This is a genomic window from Sphingobium sp. TomTYG46, from assembly GCF_055396345.1.
In genome coordinates this window covers 401528-427160 of sequence record NZ_AP027325.1, presented here as the reverse complement: position 1 = coordinate 427160, position 25633 = coordinate 401528, and the positions used below count along the sequence as shown (strand labels likewise).

The following is a 25633-nucleotide window of genomic DNA, read 5'->3' as shown; positions in this document are numbered from 1 at the left end:
CAGCCGGATGGCGCGTCAGCGCTTCATACGTCCTTCAACGTGCCGATCTCGACGTTGGCCAGGCCTTCCTCGCCAGTCTCTTCACACCGCACCCGGCACATATTCTCGACGTTGTAATAGACCTTTGCACCGGGCTTCTGCGAATGCAGCGGCAGGCGGGCAAAGGCATTGCCAACATCCGCTGTCAGGGTGAATTTCTCGCCGCCAAGGGTCATGGTATGGAATATAACCTTGTCCGGCATTCCTTCCGGCCCTTCGCCGACATTCTCGATCCTGAGTGTTTTGATGACCTCATTCCCCTCCGGCCGCGCGATATAGCCTTCCGCCGTCATATTCTCAGGACGAACGATGTTGCGCACCGTGAAAAGGTGGAAGCCCATGGAGGGGAAATTGAAGAAAGACCAGTTGTGATCCATCACGATCTGGTCATTGCGCATGCCCCAACTGTGGTCGCGATAGCCCGATCCGTTCACGTCAACGGACACACCCGCAAGCTCCCCTGTCTTGAACGTCACCTTGCCGGTCGCATTCATGCATTGGCCTTGATGGCGAAAGCCGGATCTATCGAGCGCGGTATTTTCCGAAATGGAAAACTGGTCTGGATTGACGTCGGCGCAGGCGAGGAAGTCGAACAGATGCATGCGCCGAGTAAACCGTAGCGATCCCGCGACATTGTCGTCTTCATATTCAACGAGAAACTCTTCCTGCGGCTTCAGAAAATGCACCGTCTGATTGCCATAGCGCAGCAGCTTCTGATGTTCGAACGGCTGGGGCAGGGGAACCTCGCCGCTATGGCTGACCTTCACACCCTTATGCAGCACCGTGAAGGAGGCAAAAGCCCGGTCAAAGGTCGGCTCCGCCGTACTATGCGCAAGGCAGCACAGGTCCCGGTCGGGGTCCATGAAGACCCAGAAGTAATTTTCCTTCCAACGCAACCAGGCTCGGGCCGGAACTGTGTGGGGGTAGTCTTCGTGCAGGAGCATAATCGCCTCCAAAAAGCGGAAAAAGGGCGCGAAGGCGCCCTGTCGACCATAAATATGGCGGTGACGGCTATGTTCATGACCCGCGCCAGTCTAACTTGGCGCGGGTCATTTTTCATTTTTCAGCAACCATGCACGCGACCGTCATCAAAGATCGAAGCGTACCTCAATCCCGTACGTCCGCGGATCTCCAACGCCGCCCAGATCACCGGCGGGCGTATTGGTCTGCGGAATTTCGTTGTTGAAATATTTCTCGTTGGTGAGGTTCGCGCCCCACAAGCGGAAGGTCAGCTTGTCATTGAATTCCGGCTTGAAAGATATGCTGCCGTTGAACAGCGTCAGCTTTGGTTCGGTCAGGATGTTGTCGGGGTCCCATTTCAGGTTGGAACGGTAGGACATTTGACCGGCAAAGCTGAACTGACCGACAGAGGTTGGCAGATCATAGTTGAAGCCAGCGTTGATTTTCCATTTCGGGGTCTGGGAAAGCCTGTTCCCACCCACATCGCCAACTGCCAGGGCCACGCCCCAAGGCGGTGTGAAGATGGGAACATTGATCGGGGCGCTGTCAAAGCTGATGAATTTCGCCCAGAGATACTGTCCCGCCAGATCGAGCCTCAACCGCTCGGTCACCAGAAATGTCGTGTCGAATTCGAAACCTTTGGTCCGTGCTTTTTCTGCATTGGCAAAGGCGACGAAGGGTGTCGGCCCAGCTGGCGTGTCTACGAGCTGGACGAGCTGGACCTGCGGGTCCTTGATGTCGTTGCGGAACGCGGCAAAGTTAGCACGCACCCTGCGATCGAACAGGGTCATCTTCAAACCCGCCTCGTAGGACGTTACCGTTTCCGGATTGGTCGGCGGGGCGGCCAACGGAATAGTATTAAACGTACCTGACTTGTAGCCGCGACTCCATGTCGCATACGCCATGATATCGTCGGTAAATTTGTGATCGACCGAAACCTTGTAAGTCCATTTGTCGAAGCTGGCGACCTGATGATAGCTTCCAGCTGGAATGTCGGCCCCAACTAGCGGTGTCAGCGAAACACGGCCGTTCCCTTCCACGCGATCTTTCGTGTAGCGCAGGCCAAGCGTGACATTGGTCTTGTCATCCACAACGGGGAAAGTCGCCTGCGCGAAGGGAGCCAGAGACTCGATCCTTTGCTGACTACCAATATTCTGGCTCGCAAGGCCGTTCAGAGTGAGGGCGTCACCGTTGATAGCGACATTCACGTCAGTGCGCGAATTCATGTAGAAAATGCCCAATATCCAGCTGATCTTCGATGAAGACAAAGACTTCAACTGAAGTTCCTGGGTAATCTGCCGGTCTCCGATCTTGATAGGAAATGCCAGCCAGTTCAATTCGGTATGATCGCCCTCATAATTCAGTAATTCCTTGGCTTTCCGGTAGGAAGTGATGCTGGTGAAATCCGCAAAGCCAAGTTCCTGATCGATTTTAATCGAGCCACCCCAACCGCGCAGGCGATGGAAAATCTCGGTATTCTCATTGATATCGAAAAAGCCGGTCGGATCGAAATATTGCGTGCCCTCAAGGGGTGATCCCAGAGGATAGCCACGGGTCGTTCCCGGATAGATGCTGACTGAATTGCCCTGATTCTGCCGCTGATAGGTATAAAAGCCGCTCAGGCGGATCTTTGTCGTGTCGCTCGGTTCGAACACGACCTTGGATCGAATATTATAAAATTTGCGCCGATATGTGTCCTTGCCGGTGAACAGGTTTTTTCCCCATCCATCACCTTGATTCAAACCGCTGAAGGAGATTCCGGCTGCCACGCCTTCGCCCAACGGCGTCGCCGCATAAAGCTTTCCGCTGATCGTATCGTAATTGGCATAGCCCAGCGTTGCCGAAAGATCGGTGGTGTCGCCGGGATCGCGCGTGAAAACCTGCATCAGGCCGCCGGTGGAATTGCGGCCGAACAACGTGCCTTGCGGACCTTTGAGAACTTCGACACGTTCGATGTTCGCCAGTTCAAGATAGGCGCTCGCAAGGCGGGAATAATAGACGTCGTCAATATAGACAGGAACACTTGCCTCGTTACCCGGTGTCGATGCACCGGGATTTCCGACGCCGCGCAGGAACGGCACAACAACGCCGGACATCTGGGAGACGAATAGTGAGGAGTCCGCCTGTTGCAGGTCCGACACGCGGAAAATGCCCTTTGTTTCCAGAGCTTCTCCCGTAAACGCCGTTACCGCGACGGGGACATCCTGCAAATTCTGGCTACGGCGCTGAGCTGTAACGATGATCTCCTGGAGGCCTACTGGCGAGGACGTCGGCGCTGCGTCACTTTGCGGGGCTGCATCCGTCTGGGCAAGCAGGGGCACGGGCGCCACGCTCGCCAATAAAAAGCCCGCGATCGAAAATGCCTTCTTCTTCATTGATCTTCCCCTCGACTAACAATTATAATTATAAGTTATTCGACCGAAAGTGTGACAAGGCGAATAGTATGTTTTCTTTGTCTGACCTTGTTATGAAGTAGTACCAATTCCGGCCGCTTCGCATTGGGTGCCAACTGCCGCACCCCTATCAGGTGGGCGCATTCCAGCACCATCAACGACGGCTGTCAAGTAAGTAAACATGCGAACGATAAATATATGTATCTATTTTGGGATGCCTATCTCCGGTTCGTCCTGACCGCAGCCTCACGGCCAGCAATGTGGCCGAAGACCAGTGCCGGGCCGATCGTTCCGCCCGCTCCGGGATAAGCCATGCCGGTAATGCTCGCTGCGGCATTGCCAGCCGCATATAGGCCGGGGATAATACCTCCGCGCAAATTCTGAACTTCCGCTCTGACGCTGATTTTCGGGCCGCCCTTCGTTCCCAGAACGCCGGGATAGACACGGCACGCGTAATAGGGCGCCTGATCCAGCGGCCCGACGGTTTGCAATGCGCCGTCGAGCGACCAATCCCCATGGTAGCGATCATATTGGCTCTCGCCCCGGTGAAAGGCGGGGTCGTTGCCCTCGCGAGCCGATGTGTTGAACTGCTCGACCGTATGTTCCAGCCCATCGGCGTCCACACCGATCTGCTCGGCAAGGGCGCGCAGCGTCGCGCCCTGCATCATCCAGTTCGGCAAGGGGTCGCCAGGATAACGCGTGAGTACAGGATATTTGTCCAGATAAGCCTGATGGAAAATGATCCACGCCTCCCGATTGGGATAGTCGAACGTCTGAGGATCGAACTGAAAGAAAGAACGGCCAAGGTCATTATAATTGCATGCTTCATTCACGAACCGCTGCCCCTTGCGGTTCACCATGATCGATCCTGGCTTCGTCAGCTCTGTCACGGCAAAACGGATAGCGGGATTGCCATCATATTCTTCGCCCGGAATCTTCATGATCGGCATCCACCATGCCTCATCGGTGTTCGCGAGGGCAGCCCCGGCCTCTGCCGCCATCAACAGGCCATCGCCCTCATTGTCCGGCGGACTCGCCGCCCCGTCGTGCGGGCCGCGCAGCAGGTCCTTTACCAGACCGGCATTCCACTCAAAGCCACCGCTGGCGATGATGACGCCGCGCCGCGCACGCATCTTGAAAGGTTCGCCGTCGTTGCTGCCCGCAACGCCCGTGACCGCGCCTTCATGAATGACAAGGCTTTGCGCGCGCATGCCGAACAGGATGCGCACGCCCTTCTCGACCACGCTGGCGGTTAGCCCCGCCACCAGCGCGTTGCCGACGCCCACCAGACCCTTTTCCAGCCGGTCGCCGATTATGGCGGGGTCAAAGATGTCGACGCCATCCTCAAGGTCGTTGCTCGACACCGGAATGGGAAAGGTCAGGCTGCTCCGCAATCTCGGCCGTAATTCCCCCAGCTTATTGCCTGGAAACAATCCCGCCGACAGGGATCGCCCGAATGTCCCGCCGGGCAGCTCGGGATGATAGTCGGGCCATTTGAGCGCGCGAAAACGAATGTCCGTCTGCGCCTCGATGAACTTGATGACGTCCGCGCCCTGATCGACATAGGTTTCGATCATCTCGTCATCCATGCGGCCCAAGGACTGACGGCGCATGTAGGTGAGCGCCGCCTCGCGGCTGTCGCTGGTTCCGACTTCATGCATGTGGTGATTGCAGGGAATCCAGGGTACGCCCCCCGACATCGCCGTGGTCCCGCCGAGTTTTTCCGAACGTTCCAGAATGACGACATCTGCTCCGGCATGGCGCGCGCTCAGCGCCGCAGCAAGCCCCGCAGCGCCCGAGCCGATCACGATGACGTCGGTCTCTTCAATCCGATCCTGCTCTGGCACCCTGTCCTCCTGAAACTGTCATATGGTCCTTGCAGCGGCGTGCGATTGGAAGGCGCCGCCACGGCCGGTCAGGCATTTTCCCGCGCCAGCGCGAACTGGCGCGCGACGGCGTCGAAGGATCGCTTCGCCGCTTCCTCCGGCTCAAGGGCGCGGAATTCGTGCGACAACATCTCGATCCCGTAGCAGCCGTCATAGCCGGTCGCCGCGATAGCCCGCAGAAATGCGGGCACGTCGAAGCTGCCTTCGCCCGGCAACAGGCGATTGTCCGTCGAATCGTCGAAAAGGCCGCCAACGACTTCAGCAGCCGCGTCGTCCAGCTCGACATGCTTGATGTAGCTGGCGGGAAGGGCTGCTACCTCTTCATAGGGGATGCCCGGACGCGTCATGTGCCAGATGTCGATCAACAACCCGCCATTATCCGACCCGGCCATTTCGATAAGTTGCCGTCCCGACTTGAGGTCGCGGATATTCGCCAGGGGGAATACCTCGATCGATACATGGGCGCCCACCTCCGCAGCCTGATCGCAGAGCAGCCGGAAGTCGGCGGCCATGGTCTCCATCGACACGCCACTGTCGCTGATGTCCCCGACGATCTTGATATGCTTGGTCCCGATCTCGACGGCGGTGTCCAGCCATAGGCGACGCATCTTGTCAGAAGCGGCCCGCGCCTCGCCCTGCGCGAACCAGTCGGTCAGGCATTCGATTTCCAGAAATTGGATACCGGCGTCGTCCAGGATTCGGCGAATACCCGCCGTGCCATGCAAGGCAACGTTCGCGGCCAGATCATCGCCTGACAGGCCCATGCCGTAATAGCCCGCAGCCACCGCCGCCGCAGCGCGCCGTTCCAGCGGAAAAGGGCTGGCGACCGGCGCACCGGGGTAAGCATCGCCCGCGATCGTGTAATAGGTCGCGACAATTTTCGGATCATTCATGATGAAATTCCTTCGTCAACATCGGGGGAAGGGGGAGGCCGCTTCCGCTCGACAGGGTGTTCAGAATCGGTTTGATCCGCGCGCGGCTTCACGGCCAGCAATGTGGCCAAAGGTCAGCGCGGGGCCGAGCGTGGCACCGCCCCCCGGATATGCCATGCCCATGATGCTCGCCATGGCGTTGCCCGCTGCGTAAAGCCCGGGGACGATGCCGCCCGACAGGCTCATCACTTCGGCCCGCTCGTTGGTGCGCGGGCCGCCCTTCGTCCCGATCGTTCCGATCTTGGTTTCGACCGCATAATAGGGGCCGCGTTCGAGTGGCCCCAGCGTCTTCGCGGCGCCCTCTGCCTGAGCATCGCCCCAATACAGCTCATAGACGCTTTCGCCGCGATGGAAGTCGGGATCGACGCCTTTGCGGGCATTATCGTTGAAGCGCGCGACCTCTGCCTCCAGTCCGGCAGGATCGACCCCGATCTTGCCCGCCAGTTCGGCCAGCGTGTCCGCGCTCACCATCCAGGACGGCACCGGATCGCCCGGATAGCGCGTCAGGAAGGGGAAGCAATCCATATAATCCTGGCTGACGATGTGCCAGGCGGGCAGGTTGGGATAGTCGAAGTTCACAGGGTCGAACGCCTGAAACACGCGCCCGATATCATTGTAGTTGCAGGCTTCGTTGACGAAGCGGCGACCTGTCCGGTTGACGATGATCGATCCGGGACCGCAGCGTTCGATGCCGGTCAGCCGGACGAGCGGCCGCCCGTCATATTCCTCGCCCGGTATCGTCACTGATGGCTGCCACCAGGCTTCCGACATGTTGCCAAGCGACGCGCCTGCCTGGATCGCCATCTTCAGCCCATCGCCTTCGTTCCACGGCGGGCTGTGCGGGCCGTGCATCGGGCCGCGCAGGAACTGCCGGGTCATGTCCTCGTTCCACTCATACCCACCGCAGGCAAGAATCACCCCTTTGCGCGCGCCGATACGCAGGGGCTTGCCGTCATTGTCCGCCTCGATGCCGATTACGACGTCGCCTTCCTGCACAAGCCGCAGCACGCGAATATTGCGCTTGATCCGAACGCCATGGTCCATGGCCCCCTTGAGCAGGCCCGCCATCAACGCGCCGCCCATGCCGACCATATCCTCATTCAGGCGCCCGCCGATAATCTCGGAATCCAGCACATTGATGCCGTCTTCCACATCGGCGATGGAAATGGGGATAGGGAAATGCGCGCTCGCCCGAAGCGCGGGACGCAATTCGCCAAGCTGCCCAGCGGGGAAAATCCCTGCGGTCACCGAACGGCCGATATTGCCGCCGGGAAATTCAGGATGATAATCGGGCATCTGGAGAGCGCGGAAGCGAAGATCGGTCTCCTGTTCGAGGAACAGCAGCACCTGCGGCGCCGTGTCCACGAAGGTTTCGATCATGACGTCGTCCATCTTGCCCAGCGAAATGCGGCGAAGATAGGTGAGGGCCTGTTCACGGGAATCGCTGCGCCCGATTTCCTGCATATGATGGTTGTTGGGTATCCACGGCACGCCGCCTGAAACGGCGCTCGTGCCGCCCAGCTTGTCCGTGCGTTCGACCAGCAGCACCTCTGCGCCATCCGTCCGGGCGGCCAGCGCCGCAGAGCAACCGGCAGCGCCAGAGCCTACCACCAGAACGTCTGTTTCCTCATCCCATTGGGTCGTCACGATATCTCTCCTGCATTCTATCCTTTGGCTGGCCGCGCATGCCCTTTGCGGGTCTTGCTTGCGGCTGCCTGCGTCGCCTTAGCGCGCATCCTCGAGGATCAGTGATGAGGCATGCCAGGCCATTGCCATCACTGGTGCATTGGTGTTGCCCGACGTCAGGTTGGGCATGATCGAACAGTCGATCACCCGCAGGCCATCCGCTCCGCGAACGCGCGTGCGTGGATCGACCACGGATTCATCATCGCTGCCCATCCGGCACGTTGCCACGGCATGGGTGCCGCAGCTCAGATGACGGCGCACGGCGGTCAATATCTGGTCGTCGCTATCATTGCCGTTCAGGCCAGGAGCGATTTCGCGCGTCACGAAGGGCGCGATGGCGGGCTGCGTCATCAACTTGCGCACGAAACGCACCATCGCGACCGCCGTCTCGCAATCCTCCTGCGTCGTCAGCCAGTTGGGATGGATGCGCAAAGGATCGTCGGCATTGGGCGAGGTAATGGTAAGGCAACCTTCGCTGGTGGCCCGCAGCATTGCCGTGGCGATCATCATGCCAGGCGTCTTGTTTACGCCGTTGGTCGGAACCGCGACATCCGCCTCGCCCTGCGCCAGGGTGACGCCACCAACGAAGCACTGGAGGTCCGGGCGGCTTACACTTGGACGGCTGCGCGCAAAGATGCCGACCTCCTGCGGAACCGTCGCCATCGGGCCGCCCCTGAACAGGAAATATTCGGCAAGGCTACGAGCCAGACCCAGGCCACGATAGCGATGGTTCAGGCCCTTCTCGCCCTGCAAGTCGTAATTGATGCCGTAGATTGGATGTTCCTGCATCCGTCGGCCTACGTCCGGGCTGTCCACGATGACGTCGACGCCTGCGGCTTTCAAATCCTCGGCTGGCCCGATCCCCGAAAGCTGGAGCAGCTTGGGGGATGCGATCGCGCCTGCTGACACGATGACTTCGCCCCGGCACCGGAACTCCGTCTTGCGCCCGCCGATCCTGCACATGACGCCCTTCGCCTTGCGCTGTTCGATGATGATGCGGTCCACCTGTACGCCCGTTCGGATCACCAGATTGGGCCGATGGCGTATCGGGTCCAGAAAAGCGACCGCCGCACTCTGCCTCCGGCCGTTCTTGATATTATAATGATAATAGCCGACGCCTTCCCGGCTACCGGCGTTGAAATCGTCGTTGCGTGGCAAGCCCATTTGCTTGCCCGCCTCGATCATCCGGTCTGCAAGCGGGTAATGGAACTTGGAGGTCGAGACATGCACCGGGCCGCCGACGCCATGCTCGTTTGATGCGCCAAGCTCATGGTCCTCAATCGCGTTGAAGGACCGCAGCATGGTGTTCCAGCCCCATCCCTTGGCGCCGCGTTCCTCCCATTGCTCGTAATCTTCCGGCTGGCCCCGGATATAGATCATGCCATTGATGGCGGAGGAACCGCCCAGCCCTCTGCCCCGCAACCAGATCTCACTCGCGTCCAGTCCTTCTTCACGCGGCTGTTGCACCGGGAAATATTGCGCGAATGTAGGGTCGCCGACCAGCTTCGCCACGCCCTTTGGCATGCGAACGAACATGTGCTTGTTCTCGCCACCGGCCTCCAGAAGCAGCACCCGATTCGATGGCTTTTCGGAAAGCTTGTTGGCAAGCACGCAACCGGCGCTGCCTGCGCCCACAATGATGAAGTCGAACTCCTCAGCCATGACCTCTCCGCAAATTAAATGACATTCGTCTTATATACGCCTCTATGACACGGCGGATTGTCGGACACAATGGCCTTTCCCCTCTGTGTCAGCCCGACCGCATATCAAGGACATATGCGGGCAGTATTGACAGTTTGTCAGACATTAGTCACGTAATAACACGGTAAGACGCCGTCTTGTGAAAACGGCTGGCCCGGCTTCAAGCGTCGGGCAATTAGTTGGGAGAGGTGCGAAGATGGCTGTATTGGACGGGAAGGTTGCGTTGGTGACCGGCGCCTCGGGAGGCATCGGGCGGCAGATCGCCGTTGCCTTGGCGCAAAGCGGCGCGCGGATCGTCGCGCACTATTCTTCTCGCCGTGAAGGCGCCGAACGGACGGCGGCCGAAGTGCGCGAAGCAGGCGGCGATGTGGTGATTGTGCAGGCGGACCTCAGCCACTCCGAAGGAGTCGGGCAGCTGTTCCAGCAGTTTGACGAACAGGCCGGAGGGCAGCTTGACATTCTGGTCAATAATGCCGGCGCGGGACGAACCTCTCCAATCACCACGATCGATGAAGAAGAAATCGACAGCATGTATCGGGTCAACTTCAAATCGCCGATACTGGTCACCCAACAGGCGTTGAAGCGGTTCAATGATGGTGGCGCGATCGTCAATGTCTCGTCGATGAGCGGGTTGATGGCGCAGCCGCCCGGCTTCGCATATGCCATGAGCAAGGCGGCGGTGAATTCGTTCACGGTTTCGATGGCGGTAGAGCTTGCGCCGCGCAATATTCGCGTCAATGCTGTCGCCCCTGGACCGGTCGATACCGACCTCATCAACGGTTATCGGGACAGTGAAGAGGCAATGCGCATGTTCAAAAACATGGCCGCGCTTGGCCGCATCGGCACCGCCGACGACATAGCGCAGATCGTTCTGTTCCTCGCGTCCCCGGCCTCGGGCTGGCTCACCGGGCAGATCATTCAGGCAAGCGGCGGCATGAGGTTGTAATCGGACGCTGGCGGAAAAGCGAATGTTGTGCGGATCGGTGATGAGCAACGGCAGAGAAATATCTTCGAAGGAAATGACGGCGTGAGAGATGAAATGATTTCCCAAGATGGTCAGCCGGTGATTTCCATCGACAATGCGGACATGTTCCAATGGGACGACACGGCCGACGTCGTCGTCGTTGGCTATGGCGGCGCGGGAATTTGTGCAGCGCTCGAACTGGCGGAAAACGGCGCCAGCGTGATTGCCATAGACCGCTTCAATGGCGGCGGCGCAACGGCTTTCAGCGGCGGCGTCGTCTATGCCGCGGGGACCGACATTCAGCGGCAAAACGGCGTTGAGGATGATCCCGACAATATGCTGAAATATCTTCGACTGGAAGTCGGTGATGTCGTTCAGCCGGAGACGCTGAAACGCTTTTGCGATCAAAGTGCAGGCAATCTGCAATGGTTGCAGTCGCATGGCGTCGTGTTCGGGACCAAACTGTACACCGGAAAGACGACCTATCCGCCGGAAGGCTATTTCCTGCAATATTCCGGCAATGAGAAGGTGGAGGCCTATTGCCGCGACGCCCGACCAGCACCGCGAGGGCATCGGACCCTGGGGCGCGGCTTTACGGGTAACAAGCTGTATCGCGCCTTGCGCGAGACCGCGGATCGGTCAGCCATCCGCAAGAAGCTGCATACGATCGTCCAGAGCCTCGTGATCGACAGCGATGGGCGCGTCGTCGGCGTCGCGGCGCTGGAGCTTCCGGCGGCCAAGCATGCCGAGCATCAGAAATATTACGACAAGTTCCCGCCTACCGCTCCCTTCAAGGAGAGCAAGGCCGAAATCGCGAGCAAGGCGGCCCGCGTCATGGAGCGGGAGCATGGCCAGTTGCGCTACATAAGAGCGAAGACCGGCGTCATCCTTTCGACGGGCGGCTTCGTCTTCAACCTCGACATGCTCGGCCAACATGCGCCTATGTTAAGCAAGCATTACAAGACCATGATGCGCCTCGGCACTCTGGGGGACGATGGCACGGCCGTGCAACTCGGCACGGCGCTGGGCGCGGATACCGTGGGCATGGACGCGATGTTCGTTGGACGAGTCCAATCTCCTCCCGCCGCGCTGCTGGATGGCATTCTTGTCAATCAGGCAGGGGACCGGTTCGCCAACGAAGCCGTCTATGTCGGCACGCTGGGCCGCGCCATTGCCGACCAGCCGGAGGGCAAGGCCTGGCTGATCATGTCCACGAAGGACATTCGCAAGGCGATGCGCCAGGTAGCAACGGACGGCTTGGACGCATTCATGCGTTTTGGCGCGCCCGCCATGCTGAACCTCATGCTTGGCGGCACGAAGCGGGCCAGGGATCTGGACGTGCTTGCGGAAAAATGTGGCATCAATCCTAATCGCTTGCGCCAAACTGTACGCCGTTATGAAGACATGGTCCGCAACCGGCATGACGACGACTTTTCAAAGCTGAAAGATCATCTGAAGTCGCTCGGCAACGGTCCCTATGTCGCAATGAATGTGTCCCTTGCGAACCGCTACAGCTTTATCACCTTCCATACTTTGGGCGGGTTGGCGCTCGAAGAGGCGACAGGCGCCGTGCGGCGCGCCGATGGCAGCACCATAGCGGGCCTCTATGCTGCGGGGCGGGCTACCGGAAGCATACCATCGCGCACCTACATCAGCGGCCTTTCCCTCGCGGATTGCGTGTTCACAGGCCGCAGGGCCGCGCAATCCTGCTTGCAACAGGCGAAGCAGGACGCGCTCGCTCCCGCCTGGACGGCGGATTGACGGACATATGTCAATCTACAGTTCATGCTGTTATTGACAGATGTCGGTTATTTCGGAATAAACCCAGCTCCCATCGGCACATTCCCGCCTGCAAGGGTGGCATTTTATGGAGAGAGTTTCATGTTTTCGCACATCGTGCTTGGCAGCAATGACATAGAAAAATCAAAGCGCTTCTATGACGCGACGCTCGGGGCGCTTGGCGGCGCACAGGCCTTCGTCGATGATAATGGACGGCTGATCTACATGCACAACGGCCTTTCGCTGCTGATCACCAAGCCCATTGATGGCCAGCCAGCAACGCATGCCAATGGTGGCACGATCGGTTTCGCCGTTCAGGGTCCTGAGCAGGCGGACGCATGGCATGCGGCAGGGGTAGCCAATGGTGGCGTTTCCATTGAGGACGCTCCGGGCGTGCGCGAGGGGCCGATGGGGGCTCTGTACCTTGCCTATCTGCGCGATCCGGACGGTAACAAGCTCTGCGCGCTGCACCAGCTTCCGCAGTAAAATCAACTGACCCATGAGCGAGGCGCACCGCTGCCACCTTTCGTGGTGGTTGCGCCTCTCTTCCTTTCATGGGACAATGTCGGCGGGAGTGACTGCATCGATAAAGTGATGGAGAGGTACCCATGACGAACGCAGGCGACGCCCGCCCTGGCGCATGTTCCGCGCGTGGTCGGCCTACGGTCTCCGACAACCGCGAAGTGTCGAACGAACTGCTCCATGCAATGGAGCATGGCTTGCGGAACAAGAGTCATCTGGATCTGACGACGCGGGAAATCGCGTCCGCCGCCGGGACCAATGCCGGCATGATCCACTATTATTATCACGGCAAGAACGGCCTGATCGACGCGGCGTTGGATAATTTGAGCAGCGACATCGCGCAGATACTCAACGATCTCAACAGCTTGTTCCTGACCGATTGCCAGGACGCCACGCGCAAGATTGTCAGTGCCTGGATGAAGGTGCTGGAAACGCACCGGGGCACGGCCAGCGTGGTCCTGATCGAAAGTTTCCGCCCTTATTCCACCGTGTGGCATTCCTACCGGCAGAAGAAATCGCAGGGCAGCTTCATCCGGATGCAGGAATTGATCCGAACCTTGGTAGACCAGGGATATTATCGGGCGGATACCGATCCGCAAGTTGCCGCCTTTTCCATCATCTCCATTGTCCTTTCACCGATGCTGGTGGGGCAGATCATGTCGGAGATCGGCCACCAGATCAGCCACATATTGGACAATTGGGAAGAAGAGGCCGTCAAGCTTATCGACGAGCGCTACCGCCAAATTTGACGGCGGTGCTTTTATCGCGCGTTAAAAAGGAAGGGGAGCTTTGACCGGAGCCGCCCGATCGGGGAAGATCGTAATATTGAGCGGCCAATCGGAGAATCTATGATCCCGCTCCCCTTCATGCAATGTGCCCGCCTCGTCAGGCGGCGCACATCATCCCGGCGCCTGCTTCCGCAACGGCTTCGTCAAATTGCTCGCGAACACCCCAGCGGGCGAGCCTGCGCATGATTTCCATGGCATCATGCGGATAGCCCAGCCCTTCATAAGCGATGCAGCCCAGTGGTGAGAGGCGTTGCGCGCCTCGCAACATGCATCGGTCGGCAATTTCCGCCTGCGCTGCATTGGGATAGATGCCGATGGTCTGCGTGTGGATGGTGACGGCGGCCACAGCTGCATCGAGGTCCGGCACGGGAATGATATTGATGACGCGCCCACCGATCCGGTCGCTGAACTCAACCGCCTCCGCCTGCTGCGACACGATGACGCCGCCCTCATTCGCCTTGACGCCGAACACCCTATAATCGTCGGAATAGCGGATGCCCTCTATCTCGTCGCGCAACACCGGGTCGAACGCGGGGTGAGGGGAGCTATAGGCAGCGGGCAGAGCCTGCAACGCTTCATGCACCAGTCGGCCGAAGCGGTTCAGCCGGTCGAGCGACGCATCATCACTGCCGCATACGACATAGGCGAGGCGGCTGTTGCCGCAGCCTTCCTGATTGAAATAGCCGAAATCCTTGGCCAACTGCTGCGCGACCCAGCCCATCTGCTCCTCTGATTCCAGCGCCTCTGCGCCAATGATCGAGGCGCTGACCTTGGGATCGAGCGCGATCAGGTCGAGACCGGAGGTCAGGTGCTGGCGGATGTGGTTCATCGACGCAGGGCCACCCCACGCAACGATCTTCTCTATGTTGTGCGTGTCATACAGCTTCTTCTCAAAGCCCAGGTCCCCGCCCTTCCAATAGGCGACGGTCATGTGGCGGGTGATCGGATGATCGGGGTCCATTGCGATCATCGTCTTTGCGATGGCGACGGCGGTGAAGGGGTCGTTCGACGGGCTTTTGACGATATTGTCACAACGCAGCACGGCCCCGTTGATGACCGCGTGCAACGCAACATTGGGTGCATTGCCCGCGTTCAGATGAACGATGCGCGATCCAAAGGCGCGCACCATAGCGTCGCGGTCATGCAGTGACCTCGGCTTCCAGCCTTCCAGATAGTCGCGGCCGATATTCTGGTCGACGGCCTCCTCGACAATGGTCCGCCGCAGATTGGCGGCAAAGGACACATAGGCGGTGCGCAATATGTCGGGCGACTGGCCCGACGACTGCATGTTCATTTCCAGCGCCAGCCGAATGTCGGGATTGGTGTCCGGGTGCAGCCTGCGGCCCAATTCTTCGAGGAAGTCGAGAATATTGTCCAGGCTGACGGAATAATAATCCTGAAGATCAGCGCCATTGCGCAGGACGATCTGGTCCAGATATTTGTTCACGTCGGGGGTCAGGAACGCGATTTCTCCCCGGCGTCCTTCAAAGCGGACCAGGTCATCTTCTATGATGCGGCCCCGGATGATGAGCGGGATAGTATATTCTTTCATCTTCGATACTCCGAGACAGATTGGGTCAGGACGCCTTGGCCAGGAAATCTTCCAGGCTCTGGAAGGCCTGCGGCGTGCGGGCGCACACGATCTTGTCGTCGCCGCCATTCAGTTCCGAAATGCGGTTGATGTCATTGTCCATAAACGGACCCTTGCGCCCGCATGCGCATCCACCGTCGAAATGGACCGTCACCTGATCCCCCGTGATGACCCCGGCCCAGAAGGTGGTGGGCATGGGATCGAACACGACCATGCGTCCGGTCTGCGTGCCGGTGCGCGGCAGTGATTGGCCGGTTGCCGGGTCCATCAGGTGCGTGATGCCCCAGGGCAGGGGATGCAGCTTGTCATTGGGGCAGCAGACCGCTGTCGAGCTGGATTCGGTCATGCCATAGACTTCCTTTACGCGCCCCGGCACATGATGCGGGAAGCGTTCGGCAACGACATCGCGCCACCCATCGGGGAAGCTGAACCCTTTGGCTCCACCGCCGGTCATGATCATGGAATCGGGATGCCATTCCACGAAGATGTCCATCTTCCGGCACGCCTCGGCCATGAGGTAGAGGTTCATGAGAGCCCCGTAGAACATGACCTTCTGGCCTTTCAGGCCAACCACGGCATGTTCGATAAAGCGGGTCCACCGTTCGTCCGCATTGGATGCACGGGTTGCCAGCGCACTGGCGATTGCCTGCTCGGCCGGGCTCAGTTCCAGTTCCTCGCCCAGCGCCTGTGCCCGTTGCAGCCGTCCGTTCAACCACATCTCGTCAGCAGTCAGGGTGCCATCATCCAGCGTGATGAACATATCCTCACGGCCGTCGTAGCAATTTTCCTTCAGAACCCGCATGATGAGCGGGATGTTGTGGCGGCCGTAGCGGGAAGGCCACGGACAGACGAAAACATATTCGCCGCTCTTCGCGTAAATGCCCGGTTCGTCGCGATATGGCTCGACGATATAGGTGTTCTTGTCGACGAACAGGGTTTCTTCGACGGTACTGAGGGGGAAGAGCGAAATCTTGCCGCTCGTCCCCGACGAAGTGACGGGCCGTAGAGGCGTCGAACGCTCCACTTCCAGCAACCATTGTTCGATCGACTCGCAATGTTCGGCATGAACGCTGGACAGGTCGTGCGTCGTAAGCGCTTGAAGCCAACGGGTCAGCTTGTCGAAGCGTGCCTTCTGCACATCCAGTGCGGAATAGGATTTGAACATGGTGTGCGGCATGGCCAGACGCGTCAGGTCGTCGAACCCGCTGATTTCCTCTAATCCGACTTCATCGGCCAGACGTTGGAGCGCGCGCAATTTGGGCTTCAAGTCCCGGAATCGCCGCTGGAACAGGGCGAGCTGGATCTTTTCGACTTCGGCATAATCCAGGTCGAACAGCTCCTCCTGGCTAAGCTCCAGGAAGCGCCAGGGATCTTCTTCCAATCTTTCGTAGAGATTGGCCGTCGGGGTGGATGTCATGAAATGCTCCTGAAATGTTAGATTTGGGGGGTGGCCGATCACGCGCGCGTGATCAGGCGACATCTGCCGGTAATTCGGGGTGCTTCGGCCCGGGATTGAGAGCGTGGCGGACAGGTTCGGCGGCGGCGGCCTTGCCCGCCCTGCGCCCGAAAAAGGTCGCGCCGCCGATCAACAGACCGCTCGCATAGCCCCAGCCTTCCACCGACAGATTGGGGGCCACCTGACCGACCGCGTAAAGGCCGGGAACAGGCGTGCCATCGGCTTTCAGCGCGCGGCCATCGACGTCAGTATCAACGCCGCCCAGGCTGATGCAGCAGAAATAGGCGGAACCTACCGAACAATCGATCGCGGCAAAGGGTATCTCCGAAATGGGGGCGAGCCATTTGGGGTTCTTGCGGAATTCCTCATCATAGCCTGTCGCGGCATAGCGATTATAATTGCCGATCGTCTCCACCAGCGACCCTTCAGGCATGCCAAGGTCGGCTTCCATTTCCGGTATATTGTCCCATGCATCGACGACCTCATGCTTGCGCTCGGATCGGATGTCGCCAAGCTCTGGCCGTCCGAAATTGACATTGTCGCAGATCAGGTAAGCCTTGCCCTCGGGCTGGTTCAAAATCGCGTCGGTGGACCAGGCGTGATAGACGTCCTCCGCCACGAAGCGGCGCCCCTGGCTGTTCACCAATATGCCTTTGACCAGGCTGGCGGGCGGATAGAAGGGCGATGTAATCATGCTCTGATCCAGCCCGACGGTCGCCGCGTCCATGCTCTGGCCCAGCGCTATGCCCGATCCGTCGGCGGTCGGCACGCCCAGCGGAGCGATGCCCTCCCGTCCAGCTTTCGATCCATGGGCAAGGCCGAGTTCCCGGTCCCACTCGCAACCGCCGGTCGCCAGCACCACACCCTTGCGCGCCGCCACCGCCAGATTGCGACCTTCCTGCCGATATTGGACGCCAACAACCGCGCCTGCCTCGTCCCGGACCAGAGCATTGACCGCCGCATCGTAGACGACGCGCACCTTGAGTTCGTGCAGGCGCTGGAGCAACCGGTCGAACAGCAGGTGCCCGACAAATCCACCGCCCGGCTTGTGACCACGCGGGAAAGGCTCCGCCGCTTCAGACAGGGGCCAGCAGGCTTCGCTTCCGGTCCACACCAGCGTTTCATCGCTATGGGGGTGGAAATGCTTGCCGTCGAAATAGCGTTCGTTGAACGTGACGCCCAGCGACATCAGCCAGTCATAATGGCCGACGCTACCCTCGCAATAGGCCTCGATCTTGTCGACTGCGGCCTTCGGCTGCGTGGCCCTTAGAAACCGGGCCATATTCTCCGGCGTATCGGCAAAGCCATTGGCCTTTTGCGGAGGCGTGCCGCCACCCAGATAGATGAACCCACCGGACATGGCGGTGGAGCCTCCCCCGCCAGATGTCCTTTCAATGACCAGAACCTCCGCGCCCGCTTCGGCCGCTGCAATCGCGGCGGAAGCGCCAGCCCCTCCCAGCCCGGCGATTACAACATCCGCCGTCATCGCGAACGTGACTTCGTCCAGCGTCTTGGCTGCCTCTGTCTTCACTGTAATCCTCCCACTTGTGCGGCCGGGCCGTCTTTAAGTTCCAACATGCGGACGGGATCGGTCCCGTCCCACTCTTGCGCGGCTTCGGCCACGTCGCGGAACAGGTTGATCAGCACCGGCTCTGCGGGCACCAGCTCCAGCATGCAGCCCAGTTCATTGCGGGTGTCGGCATAGGCGACCTGCGCCCCGCCGACCGACCGGAATTCGCTCGCCATCTCTATGCCTCGCGCTCTCAGGCGGCCGATTTCCTCGCCGACATTGTGAACGATCCGGCACATGTGATGAAAGCCGACCTGGCCTTCGGGAACCATGTCGCGATAGGCGGACGGCCCCTTGCTCGTCTGCTGGATCAGTTCGATCTGGACCGGCCCCGCCTGCGCCAGCGCCGCCCTGAAAGCGAGCGGCTCGGGCCGCCCGCGATACAATGCGTCAGGATAGTCGGAGTCGCGCCGGAAAAACGGCCCGACCCCCATGGACAACCACCGCTCCATCGCATCGTCCAGGTCCGCCACGACCCAGCAATTCTGCAACAGCGCCATCCTCTCATTGCGCGGGATGAGTTCTTCCAATCCCATCAGAAGTCTGCCGCCAGAGACACGCCCCAGGTCCGGCCGACCGACGGGATCGCAAAGTCGATGAACGACCCGATCGTGTTGCTGGACGTGAATCCGTCATAAGTGGTGTTGTTCGTCACATTCTTGACGAAGCCAGTCAGCGTCATGTTCAACTTGTCATGCACCGGGAACTGGTAACGCATGGCCAGATCGACCTTGGTCACCGGGGGAATGGACCCGCGTGGATCATTGAGAACGCTCGTTTCGTAACGCGACGTGTAATAGAGCGCGGCATTAAGTCCTGCCCGGCCTGCCCCCAGATCGAAAGCATAGTCGGAGATCAGGCCCGCAGTCCATTTAGGCGTACGGCGCAGCTTCAGGTCCGAAAGGTCCGCAAGGCCCTGACCCGCAAGGTTCCCGACGAAACTCAGATATTTCGCGTCCAGATAGCCCGCCGATCCGGTGATCGTCCATCCGGCGACAGGGACCACCGCCAGTTCGGCCTCCACGCCCTTGTACCGCGCCTTGGCTGCATTCACCGTCGCCGTAACAATGCCCCCGCCCGGTGCGACCGTCAGGATATCTTCTTGCTTGTCCTTCAGCGTGTTGTGGAACGCCGCGACGTTCAGGCGAACCCGATGGTTGAACCATTCGCTCTTGAAGCCGACTTCATAAGCATCCATGATTTCAGGACGATAAGGGATGACGGCGTTGACGATGCTTCCCGCGCGGCCATTGAACCCGCCCGCATTATAGCCGCGGCTCCAGTTGGCGTAGACGAGCAGGTCGGGCTTCACATCATATTGCAACCCGATGCGCGGCGTCAGTTCGTTGAACTTGACCGAAGCGCTCACCGGCCCTTGCTGCGGGCCAAGCACGAACTGATCGCGGATCGGCTGCTGTAGCCTTCCCCAAAGCGTGAAGTTCGTCTGCTTGCGGTCCCAAGTCTGCCGCGCCCCCGCCGTCAGGCGCAGCTTGTCCGTGATGTCCCAGTCACCCTGGAAGAACAAGGCGAAGGAACGGCTCTTTTGCCGGATGCGATAGGCGTTGAGCGAGTTGAAATAGGCCGTGCCCGGCGCGGTAGTCGCCGACAGCCCGGCAAAATCGACCGACGGGAACTGCCGCGCGGTGAACGCATATTCGATGAAGAATGCGCCAGCCACGAAGTTGATCGGGCCGTCGAACTGCGTTTCCGCACGCAGCTCCTGCGAAAACTGCCAGGAGCTTTCCCGCTTGTCGTTACGCTGTATCGCAAAGCGGGTCGCGTCGAAGTCACCGAGCTGGTCCTCTTCGTCCTCGCGATAACCCGACAGGCTGACCAACTTGACGCCATCAAGTTCGTGCGCGACCTCCAATGTTACTGCATTCAGATTATAATAGGCCGGAAATTGCGTCGTCTCGACGTCATTACGCTTCTTGCTGAGCGGCCTGCAAACGATCGAGGTCGCGGGATTGAGGCATTGTATATTCTGCCCGGAGACATAGGTCGGATATCCCAGCGTGCCCAGACCATTGGCCGTCAGCAGCTTGGGACCGGTCAGTGGAATGAGGTCGGGGGTCAGGACCGGCACATAGGGCGGCACTTCGCTATCATCCTCCATCCGCTCGAGCGAAAGGTATATGCTGGTCCGGTCTGAAGGGGTAGCGACCAGCGACAGCATGTAATCCCGCATATCGCGTTTGCCTTCGCGATCGCCGGTGATGCTGTTGCGGAACTCACCCTTATGCTTCTTGACCGCGATTGCGCCCTTGACCGCCAACAGGCCGGGAATGATCGGCGCCATTATGACACCTTCAAAATCCGTTCGTCCGAAACTGCCCACCGTCGCGCGCAGCCTGCCGCTTGCGGGAGCGTCGGGATCGGGACGGGACCGGATGACGTTCACCGTTCCGCCGGTCGTGTTGCGGCCAAACAGCAGGCCCTGCGGACCACGCAAAATCTCCAGTCGTTCGATGTCGAACGCGTCGAGCAGCGTACCCCGCTGAAATGCCAGCGGAATGCCGTCGATGGTGAAACCGATGCCGGATTCAACGGCGCGGTTGGGATCTTGAAGCGAGATGCCGCGCAGGCTGATCTGCGGCGTGTTGAGCGCAGCGCCGGAGCGCGAGATCGTCATGCCCGGCACCATGCCGCGCAGCCCGGTCAATGCATCCAGGTTGGACGCGCGCATAGCCTCACCGGTGAAAGCCGTCACGGCGACGGGGACATCCTGCAACGGCACGGCCCGTTTTTGGGCGGTGACGATGATATCCGCCAGTTCCGCCGACGATGACTGTGTCGATCCGCCTGAAGCTTGCGCCAGGGCATTGCCGGGTGCCATCACGCCCAAACTGAGCGCCAATAACGAAGTTCCTGTAAAGGTCCGCATGTTATCCCCTCCATTATGTCTGTTGTCGGTTTTCCGTTTGTCGCGTCATTTTTCGCGCGACTATAAATCTGATTACCGATGACTCGTCCTGCGACAGCCACGGATCATATGAAAACCCATTCCGGACATTATGGAAAGTTGGATAATAGGCCGTAGGACCAAGCCGGTGACAGCTGACCAATATATGACGCTTGTCGGACATTGAAAAGCAAGGACAAAGGGGGCGACAGGGGAGCCGCGCCGCCGCTCACCGCCTCGGCATCATGGGCGCGGAACGATGCCGTAATCGGACGGATGCCGGGTTAGGGAGATGCGGGCGGTGATGGGAAGGCGAACGACTCGTCCTTCACCGCCACCCGCCCACCGGCCGAGCGATCGTGCCGGGGAGCTTCAGCGGAAGTGCCGACACAGCGTCGGCATTGCTTAATTCACGCTTTCTTGCGACGCCTTGCCGCGGGCTTGGCTGCCAATTTGGTGACCGTGGACGCGAGCAATTCGATCTGCGCTATGGCCATCTCGATGAGGGCCGGGTCGTCGTGCGCGGCCAGGGTTCGAGCGGCCGCCATTATTCTGTCTTCCGGCGTGGGCTCTGCGGTCGTGGTTTCTTCCGGCGCTGCACCGTAACGCGCTTCGGCCCGAGCGAGAAAATCCAGCGCGACTTCTGTCGCCTGCTTTACCGCCAGATCCGTGATCTTGCCCTTCTGCTGGATGCTGGCTTCGAAAATGGCTGACTGGATGATGACAAGGGTGCGGAACGGGTCTTCTTCCGACAGCGGTTCGATCGCCCAGCCCGTATGCCACAAAGTGTGGTAGGGCAGGGCAGCAACCTTGTCGAAATCCCGCACCAGATGGCGGGATTCGAACGGGATGTGACGGGCCAGGGCGCCCGGCTTGGCGGGATTGGGTTGGTTGAAATAATCCTGGATGCCCTTGATCATCAACGTGACCAATTGCTCCAGGCTTTCCGGCTTGCGCCGCCGAACATAGCGCTCCACTTCGACACCAGTCTGCTGGACGAACCGGATCGCGATCTGGCCTAATATCTCGTCTACGCTGGCGAAGTGGGAATAGATGGATGTCCGGGTGATGCCACCATGGTCGGCGATCATGGCGATGGAGATGTCAGCTGGCTTATGCGCCTTGAGCAGTTCAATCGTCGCTTCGATGATCCGGTCGACGCGGGCTCTGCCTGGCGCGCGCTGCCCCAGCTTCTCCCGTTCGGAAAGCAACTCGCTTTGAAGAAACTGAAGGGTATTGGGCTCGGAATCTGTTTTCAAACTGTGAGGTTTGATCTTCGCCGATATTTTCTCCGCTTTACCTTGGAGCGGCGCCAGTCCCTGTTTTTTCATCATTGAACCATATCATAGCGGGGTGAGGTTTCAAGTGAAGTCGGTTCGACAACGGCTATCAACTCCGATGTTGCAAAAATAGTATCCTAGCGCACGATATCCCTTTACAGCTTTCCGCTGTCGCGATAGATGGTCCTTATATGACATTTGTCTGTCTCTGAAAGGCTGTGGTGATCGATCACGCCGGGTATGGAGCGGGCTGTAGGGAGAGGTGCGTTGGGCAGTCGACTGTCTGGCAAGACGGCAATTATCACAGGCGCTGGCTCGATGCACGGCATGGGCGCGGCGACCGCCCGTCTGTTCGCTCGGGAAGGCGCGTCGGTGATCCTGACAGACCTTGACGAAGCGGGCGCTGCGGCGGTGGCGGCTTCCATCACGCAGGAAGGCGGCGTTGCGTCGTCGCGATCGCAGGATGTCCGTCAGGAAGAAGGGTGGCAGGAACTCGCCGCCGACGTCCTCAAACGGTTCGGGCAGATCGACATTCTCGTGAACAATGCGGGCATCTATCATGCGGCATATGTTTCTGACACACCCGTTGCCATGCTTGACCGCCTTTTCGAAATCAATTTGCGGGGCGCTTTCCTGGGTTGCCAGGCGGTGATTCCGCACATGCGCGCCAATGGCGGCGGTTCCATCGTCAATATCTCGTCCATTGCCGCATTGACGGGCGTTCACAGAAGCGCTGCTTATGCCGCTACCAAGGGGGCTGTTCGTGCGCTGACCAAAAGTGTCGCGCTCGATGAAGCGCCCTATGGCATCCGGTGCAATTCTGTGCACCCCGGCACGATCGAAACGCCGATGGTCGACCAATTGCTTCAGGGCGATCCGGCCGCTATCGACGCGGCGACAGCGCCGATCCCGCTTGGTCGATTGGGCCGGCCGGAAGATGTCGCGAACATGTCCCTGTTCCTGGCATCGCAAGAGGCGTCCTATGTGACGGGTGCTGAATTTGTCGTTGATGGAGGCTTGACCATAGCATGAGCGCCGACTTCCTTCCCGTCGCTGCGGCCGCCGATCTGCCGAACAATAGCAGCAAGCCGATAACAGTGAACGGCCTGGACCTTCTGCTGTGCCATGCGGACGGAGAGTTTTTTTGTGTGCAGAATGAATGCACGCATCGCGCATTTTCCCTGGCGGCAGGACGCATCAGGCGCTGCATGGTGCTGTGTCCGGAACATGGCATGCCTTTCGATCTGCGAACCGGAAATCCCAAGGGTCAGCTGACGGACAAGCCGCTCCGTACATTTGAAACACGTGTCGTGGATGGCCAGGTAGAGGTCGCGGTGCCTGCGGAGGTAAGTTGAGACAGCTGCGGTCGGCCGCCATTGCCTAATGTGACAAGGGTCGCATAAAGTGGGTCGGGGCGCATCACGGCGTCCGGGGAAAAATTGGGGCGAAATACGTCCTGAAGGAGTAGGATCGTTGCAAGGTCATTTGCATTTCCGCCACTGTGCGCTGGTCGGCCGTTGTAGCGGGGCTCCCCTTTACGATGAACGGACCTCATTGCCGGAGTGCGGGCATTGAACGCGGACTATATCGTTGTGGGCGCGGGAGCGGCGGGCTGCGCCGTCGCCAACCGTCTGTCGGAAGACAGCCGCCACAAGGTGATCCTGCTTGAGGCGGGGGGCACTGACCGTGATCCCCTCATCCATGCGCCCGGCGGGCTGATGCCGCTTTTGACGTCGGGCAAGCATAGCTGGAACTACAGGAGCGCGCCGCAGGAGGAGCTGAACGACCGCGTCCTTTTTCTCCCCCGTGGCAAGGTTCTGGGCGGCGGCAGCTCGATCAACGGCATGATCTATGATCGAGGCACGCCGAGCGACTATGATCGGTGGGCGGCGCTGGGCAATTCCGGCTGGTCCTATGAGGATGTGCTGCCCTATTTCAAGCGGGCCGAAAGTTACGAGCCGGGCGGGGACGCGCGGTGGCACGGTCACTCCGGACCGGTCAGGATCAGCCGCCCCGGCGTCCACAATCCACTCGCCAAGGCGTTCCTGCAAGCCTGCGAAGAAGCTGGCTACCCTTATAATGACGACACCAACGGCGCGGTTCGCGATGGCGCCGGTCCCGTCGACATGTTCGTCAGCCGGGGCCGCCGCTGGAGCGCGGCGACCGCCTATATCAAGCCGTTCCGCTCGCGTTCGAACCTGGAAGTGCGTCTGGGCGCGCAAGTGCTCAAGATATTGGTCGAAAATGGCCGCGCCGTCGGCGTTCGCATCCGGGAAAAAGGGCAGGAGCTTGACCTCCGCGCGGGCGGCGAGGTGATCCTCTGCGGCGGCGGCATCAATTCGCCCCAGCTTCTGATGCTGTCCGGCATCGGTGACGCCTCGGCCCTGTCGCAGGTCGGCGTAGACCCGGTCCATAATCTGCCCGGCGTTGGTCAGAATCTTCAGGACCATCTGTCCACCTATGTGAAGCAGGCGGTGACGCAGCCGGTATCCCATTATCAATATGTCAGCCCGCTGAAGGGCGCGCTGGCCTTTGCGCAATATCTGGCTTTCCGCACGGGGCCGCTCGCCAGCACGGGCATGGAAGCGGTCGCCTATGTGCGATCGCAACCGGGCATCGCTGAACCGGACATAAAGCTCTCGCTCGTGCTGGCGCTGATGAATGACACGCTGACAGGCTTGATGCCGCGTCACGGCTTCATGGCGCATGTCTGCGTCGTCCGCCCCCACAGCCGTGGGCATGTGACGCTGGCTTCGCCCGACCCGCATGCCGCGCCGGTCGTGGATCACCGCTACCTTAGCGACACCCGTGACATGGTCGATTTCCGCAACGGCATCCGTGTGTGCCGCCAGATTTTCGGACAGGCCGCCTTCGATCCCTATCGTGGCGATGAATTGTCGCCGGGCGCGTCTGTTCAGACTGACAGCCAGATCGACGCCTTCATCCGTGCCAACGCAAGTGCGGATTATCACACGGCCGGTACGTGCAAGATGGGATCGGACGATGACAGCGTCGTCGATGCCAGCCTGCGGGTCAGGGGCATTGGCGGGCTACGGGTGGCCGATACGTCGGTGATGCCGACTCTCGTCGGCGGGAATACGAACATGCCCGCCATCATGATCGGCGAAAAGGCGGCGGACCTGATCAAGGGCCGCAGCCATGCGTGACAAGTGTAAAAGACATA

The 25633-nt window shown here is 59.9% G+C and carries 19 protein-coding genes; 7 read left to right on the top strand and 12 right to left on the bottom strand.

Annotated features, from left to right (window positions below):
* Positions 1–23: 23 nt before the first annotated feature.
* The 6 genes from ACZ5YV_RS15185 to ACZ5YV_RS15160 all read right to left on the bottom strand — a co-directional run bounded on the left by ACZ5YV_RS15185 (position 24) and on the right by ACZ5YV_RS15160 (position 9558).
* Positions 24–983: a hypothetical protein gene (locus ACZ5YV_RS15185; RefSeq protein ID WP_464789899.1), complete on the bottom strand. Its 960-nt coding sequence runs from the start codon at positions 981–983 to the stop codon at positions 24–26.
* Positions 984–1127: 144 nt separating this feature from the next.
* Positions 1128–3374 (bottom strand): TonB-dependent receptor, encoded by a 2247-nt coding sequence (locus ACZ5YV_RS15180; protein ID WP_464789898.1) that lies wholly within the window; start codon positions 3372–3374, stop codon positions 1128–1130.
* 236 nt (positions 3375–3610) lie between these two features.
* Entirely contained in the window at positions 3611–5239 is a 1629-nt protein-coding gene (locus ACZ5YV_RS15175; protein ID WP_464789897.1) for an FAD-dependent oxidoreductase, read from the bottom strand.
* Between the two features lie 68 nt (positions 5240–5307).
* Positions 5308–6171, bottom strand: coding sequence for a sugar phosphate isomerase/epimerase family protein (locus ACZ5YV_RS15170; RefSeq protein ID WP_464789896.1), 864 nt, complete (start codon positions 6169–6171; stop codon positions 5308–5310).
* A gap of 60 nt (positions 6172–6231) precedes the next feature.
* On the bottom strand, positions 6232–7857 hold the full coding sequence (locus ACZ5YV_RS15165) for an FAD-dependent oxidoreductase (RefSeq protein WP_464789895.1): 1626 nt from the start codon (positions 7855–7857) through the stop codon (positions 6232–6234).
* A gap of 78 nt (positions 7858–7935) precedes the next feature.
* Positions 7936–9558, bottom strand: coding sequence for a GMC family oxidoreductase (locus tag ACZ5YV_RS15160; protein WP_464789894.1), 1623 nt, complete (start codon positions 9556–9558; stop codon positions 7936–7938).
* Between the two features lie 235 nt (positions 9559–9793).
* On the opposite strand from ACZ5YV_RS15160, the gene ACZ5YV_RS15155 reads away from it, so the two are divergent.
* The 4 genes from ACZ5YV_RS15155 to ACZ5YV_RS15140 all read left to right on the top strand — a co-directional run bounded on the left by ACZ5YV_RS15155 (position 9794) and on the right by ACZ5YV_RS15140 (position 13611).
* On the top strand, positions 9794–10543 hold the full coding sequence (locus ACZ5YV_RS15155) for an SDR family NAD(P)-dependent oxidoreductase (protein ID WP_464789893.1): 750 nt from the start codon (positions 9794–9796) through the stop codon (positions 10541–10543).
* 81 nt (positions 10544–10624) lie between these two features.
* Positions 10625–12322 carry an FAD-binding protein gene (locus tag ACZ5YV_RS15150; RefSeq protein ID WP_464789892.1) on the top strand — a complete coding sequence of 566 codons (1698 nt, stop codon included), beginning with the start codon at positions 10625–10627 and terminating at the stop codon, positions 12320–12322.
* 120 nt (positions 12323–12442) lie between these two features.
* A complete protein-coding gene (locus tag ACZ5YV_RS15145) occupies positions 12443–12826 on the top strand; it encodes a VOC family protein (RefSeq protein WP_460988908.1) in 384 nt (127 codons plus the stop codon).
* 122 nt (positions 12827–12948) lie between these two features.
* Positions 12949–13611 carry a TetR/AcrR family transcriptional regulator gene (locus ACZ5YV_RS15140; protein ID WP_464789891.1) on the top strand — a complete coding sequence of 221 codons (663 nt, stop codon included), beginning with the start codon at positions 12949–12951 and terminating at the stop codon, positions 13609–13611.
* Positions 13612–13747: 136 nt separating this feature from the next.
* Here ACZ5YV_RS15140 and ACZ5YV_RS15135 read toward each other — a convergent pair whose 3' ends face one another.
* The 6 genes from ACZ5YV_RS15135 to ACZ5YV_RS15110 form a co-directional block, all read right to left on the bottom strand.
* Positions 13748–15202, bottom strand: a complete 1455-nt coding sequence (locus ACZ5YV_RS15135) for an acyl-CoA reductase (RefSeq protein WP_464789890.1) — start codon at positions 15200–15202, stop codon at positions 13748–13750.
* Between the two features lie 25 nt (positions 15203–15227).
* Positions 15228–16658, bottom strand: coding sequence for a long-chain-fatty-acid--protein ligase (locus ACZ5YV_RS15130; RefSeq protein ID WP_464789889.1), 1431 nt, complete (start codon positions 16656–16658; stop codon positions 15228–15230).
* 52 nt (positions 16659–16710) lie between these two features.
* A complete protein-coding gene (locus ACZ5YV_RS15125; RefSeq protein ID WP_464789888.1) occupies positions 16711–18228 on the bottom strand; it encodes an FAD-dependent oxidoreductase in 1518 nt (505 codons plus the stop codon).
* On the bottom strand, positions 18225–18803 hold the full coding sequence (locus ACZ5YV_RS15120) for a VOC family protein (RefSeq protein WP_464789887.1): 579 nt from the start codon (positions 18801–18803) through the stop codon (positions 18225–18227). Before ACZ5YV_RS15120 ends, ACZ5YV_RS15125 begins: the two co-directional genes overlap by 4 nt.
* Positions 18803–21151, bottom strand: a complete 2349-nt coding sequence (locus ACZ5YV_RS15115; protein ID WP_464789886.1) for a TonB-dependent receptor — start codon at positions 21149–21151, stop codon at positions 18803–18805. The genes ACZ5YV_RS15120 and ACZ5YV_RS15115 overlap by 1 nt, the downstream gene beginning before the upstream one ends.
* 428 nt (positions 21152–21579) lie before the next feature.
* A complete protein-coding gene (locus ACZ5YV_RS15110) occupies positions 21580–22428 on the bottom strand; it encodes a TetR/AcrR family transcriptional regulator (protein WP_464789885.1) in 849 nt (282 codons plus the stop codon).
* Between the two features lie 288 nt (positions 22429–22716).
* Here ACZ5YV_RS15110 and ACZ5YV_RS15105 point away from each other — a divergent pair, with 288 nt between their 5' ends.
* The 3 genes from ACZ5YV_RS15105 (at position 22717) to ACZ5YV_RS15095 (ending at position 25616) form a co-directional block, all read left to right on the top strand.
* Positions 22717–23481, top strand: a complete 765-nt coding sequence (locus ACZ5YV_RS15105; RefSeq protein ID WP_464789884.1) for an SDR family NAD(P)-dependent oxidoreductase — start codon at positions 22717–22719, stop codon at positions 23479–23481.
* A complete protein-coding gene (locus tag ACZ5YV_RS15100) occupies positions 23478–23804 on the top strand; it encodes a Rieske (2Fe-2S) protein (RefSeq protein ID WP_196227127.1) in 327 nt (108 codons plus the stop codon). Before ACZ5YV_RS15105 ends, ACZ5YV_RS15100 begins: the two co-directional genes overlap by 4 nt.
* Positions 23805–24011: 207 nt before the next feature.
* A complete protein-coding gene (locus tag ACZ5YV_RS15095) occupies positions 24012–25616 on the top strand; it encodes a GMC family oxidoreductase (RefSeq protein WP_464789883.1) in 1605 nt (534 codons plus the stop codon).
* Positions 25617–25633: the final 17 nt, after the last annotated feature.

Excerpts from the sequence above, each read along its gene's own strand:
- ACZ5YV_RS15170 (WP_464789896.1), bottom strand. The coding sequence starts at position 6,171 with ATGAATGATCCGAAAATTGTCGCGACCTATTACACGATCGCGGGCGAT.
- ACZ5YV_RS15140 (WP_464789891.1), top strand. The coding sequence starts at position 12,949 with ATGACGAACGCAGGCGACGCCCGCCCTGGCGCATGTTCCGCGCGTGGT.
- ACZ5YV_RS15115 (WP_464789886.1), bottom strand. The coding sequence starts at position 21,151 with ATGCGGACCTTTACAGGAACTTCGTTATTGGCGCTCAGTTTGGGCGTG.
- ACZ5YV_RS15145 (WP_460988908.1), top strand. The coding sequence starts at position 12,443 with ATGTTTTCGCACATCGTGCTTGGCAGCAATGACATAGAAAAATCAAAG.
- ACZ5YV_RS15160 (WP_464789894.1), bottom strand. The coding sequence starts at position 9,558 with ATGGCTGAGGAGTTCGACTTCATCATTGTGGGCGCAGGCAGCGCCGGT.
- ACZ5YV_RS15120 (WP_464789887.1), bottom strand. The coding sequence starts at position 18,803 with ATGGGATTGGAAGAACTCATCCCGCGCAATGAGAGGATGGCGCTGTTG.
- ACZ5YV_RS15180 (WP_464789898.1), bottom strand. The coding sequence starts at position 3,374 with ATGAAGAAGAAGGCATTTTCGATCGCGGGCTTTTTATTGGCGAGCGTG.
- ACZ5YV_RS15155 (WP_464789893.1), top strand. The coding sequence starts at position 9,794 with ATGGCTGTATTGGACGGGAAGGTTGCGTTGGTGACCGGCGCCTCGGGA.
- ACZ5YV_RS15185 (WP_464789899.1), bottom strand. The coding sequence starts at position 983 with ATGCTCCTGCACGAAGACTACCCCCACACAGTTCCGGCCCGAGCCTGG.
- ACZ5YV_RS15100 (WP_196227127.1), top strand. The coding sequence starts at position 23,478 with ATGAGCGCCGACTTCCTTCCCGTCGCTGCGGCCGCCGATCTGCCGAAC.
- ACZ5YV_RS15130 (WP_464789889.1), bottom strand. The coding sequence starts at position 16,658 with ATGACATCCACCCCGACGGCCAATCTCTACGAAAGATTGGAAGAAGAT.
- ACZ5YV_RS15135 (WP_464789890.1), bottom strand. The coding sequence starts at position 15,202 with ATGAAAGAATATACTATCCCGCTCATCATCCGGGGCCGCATCATAGAA.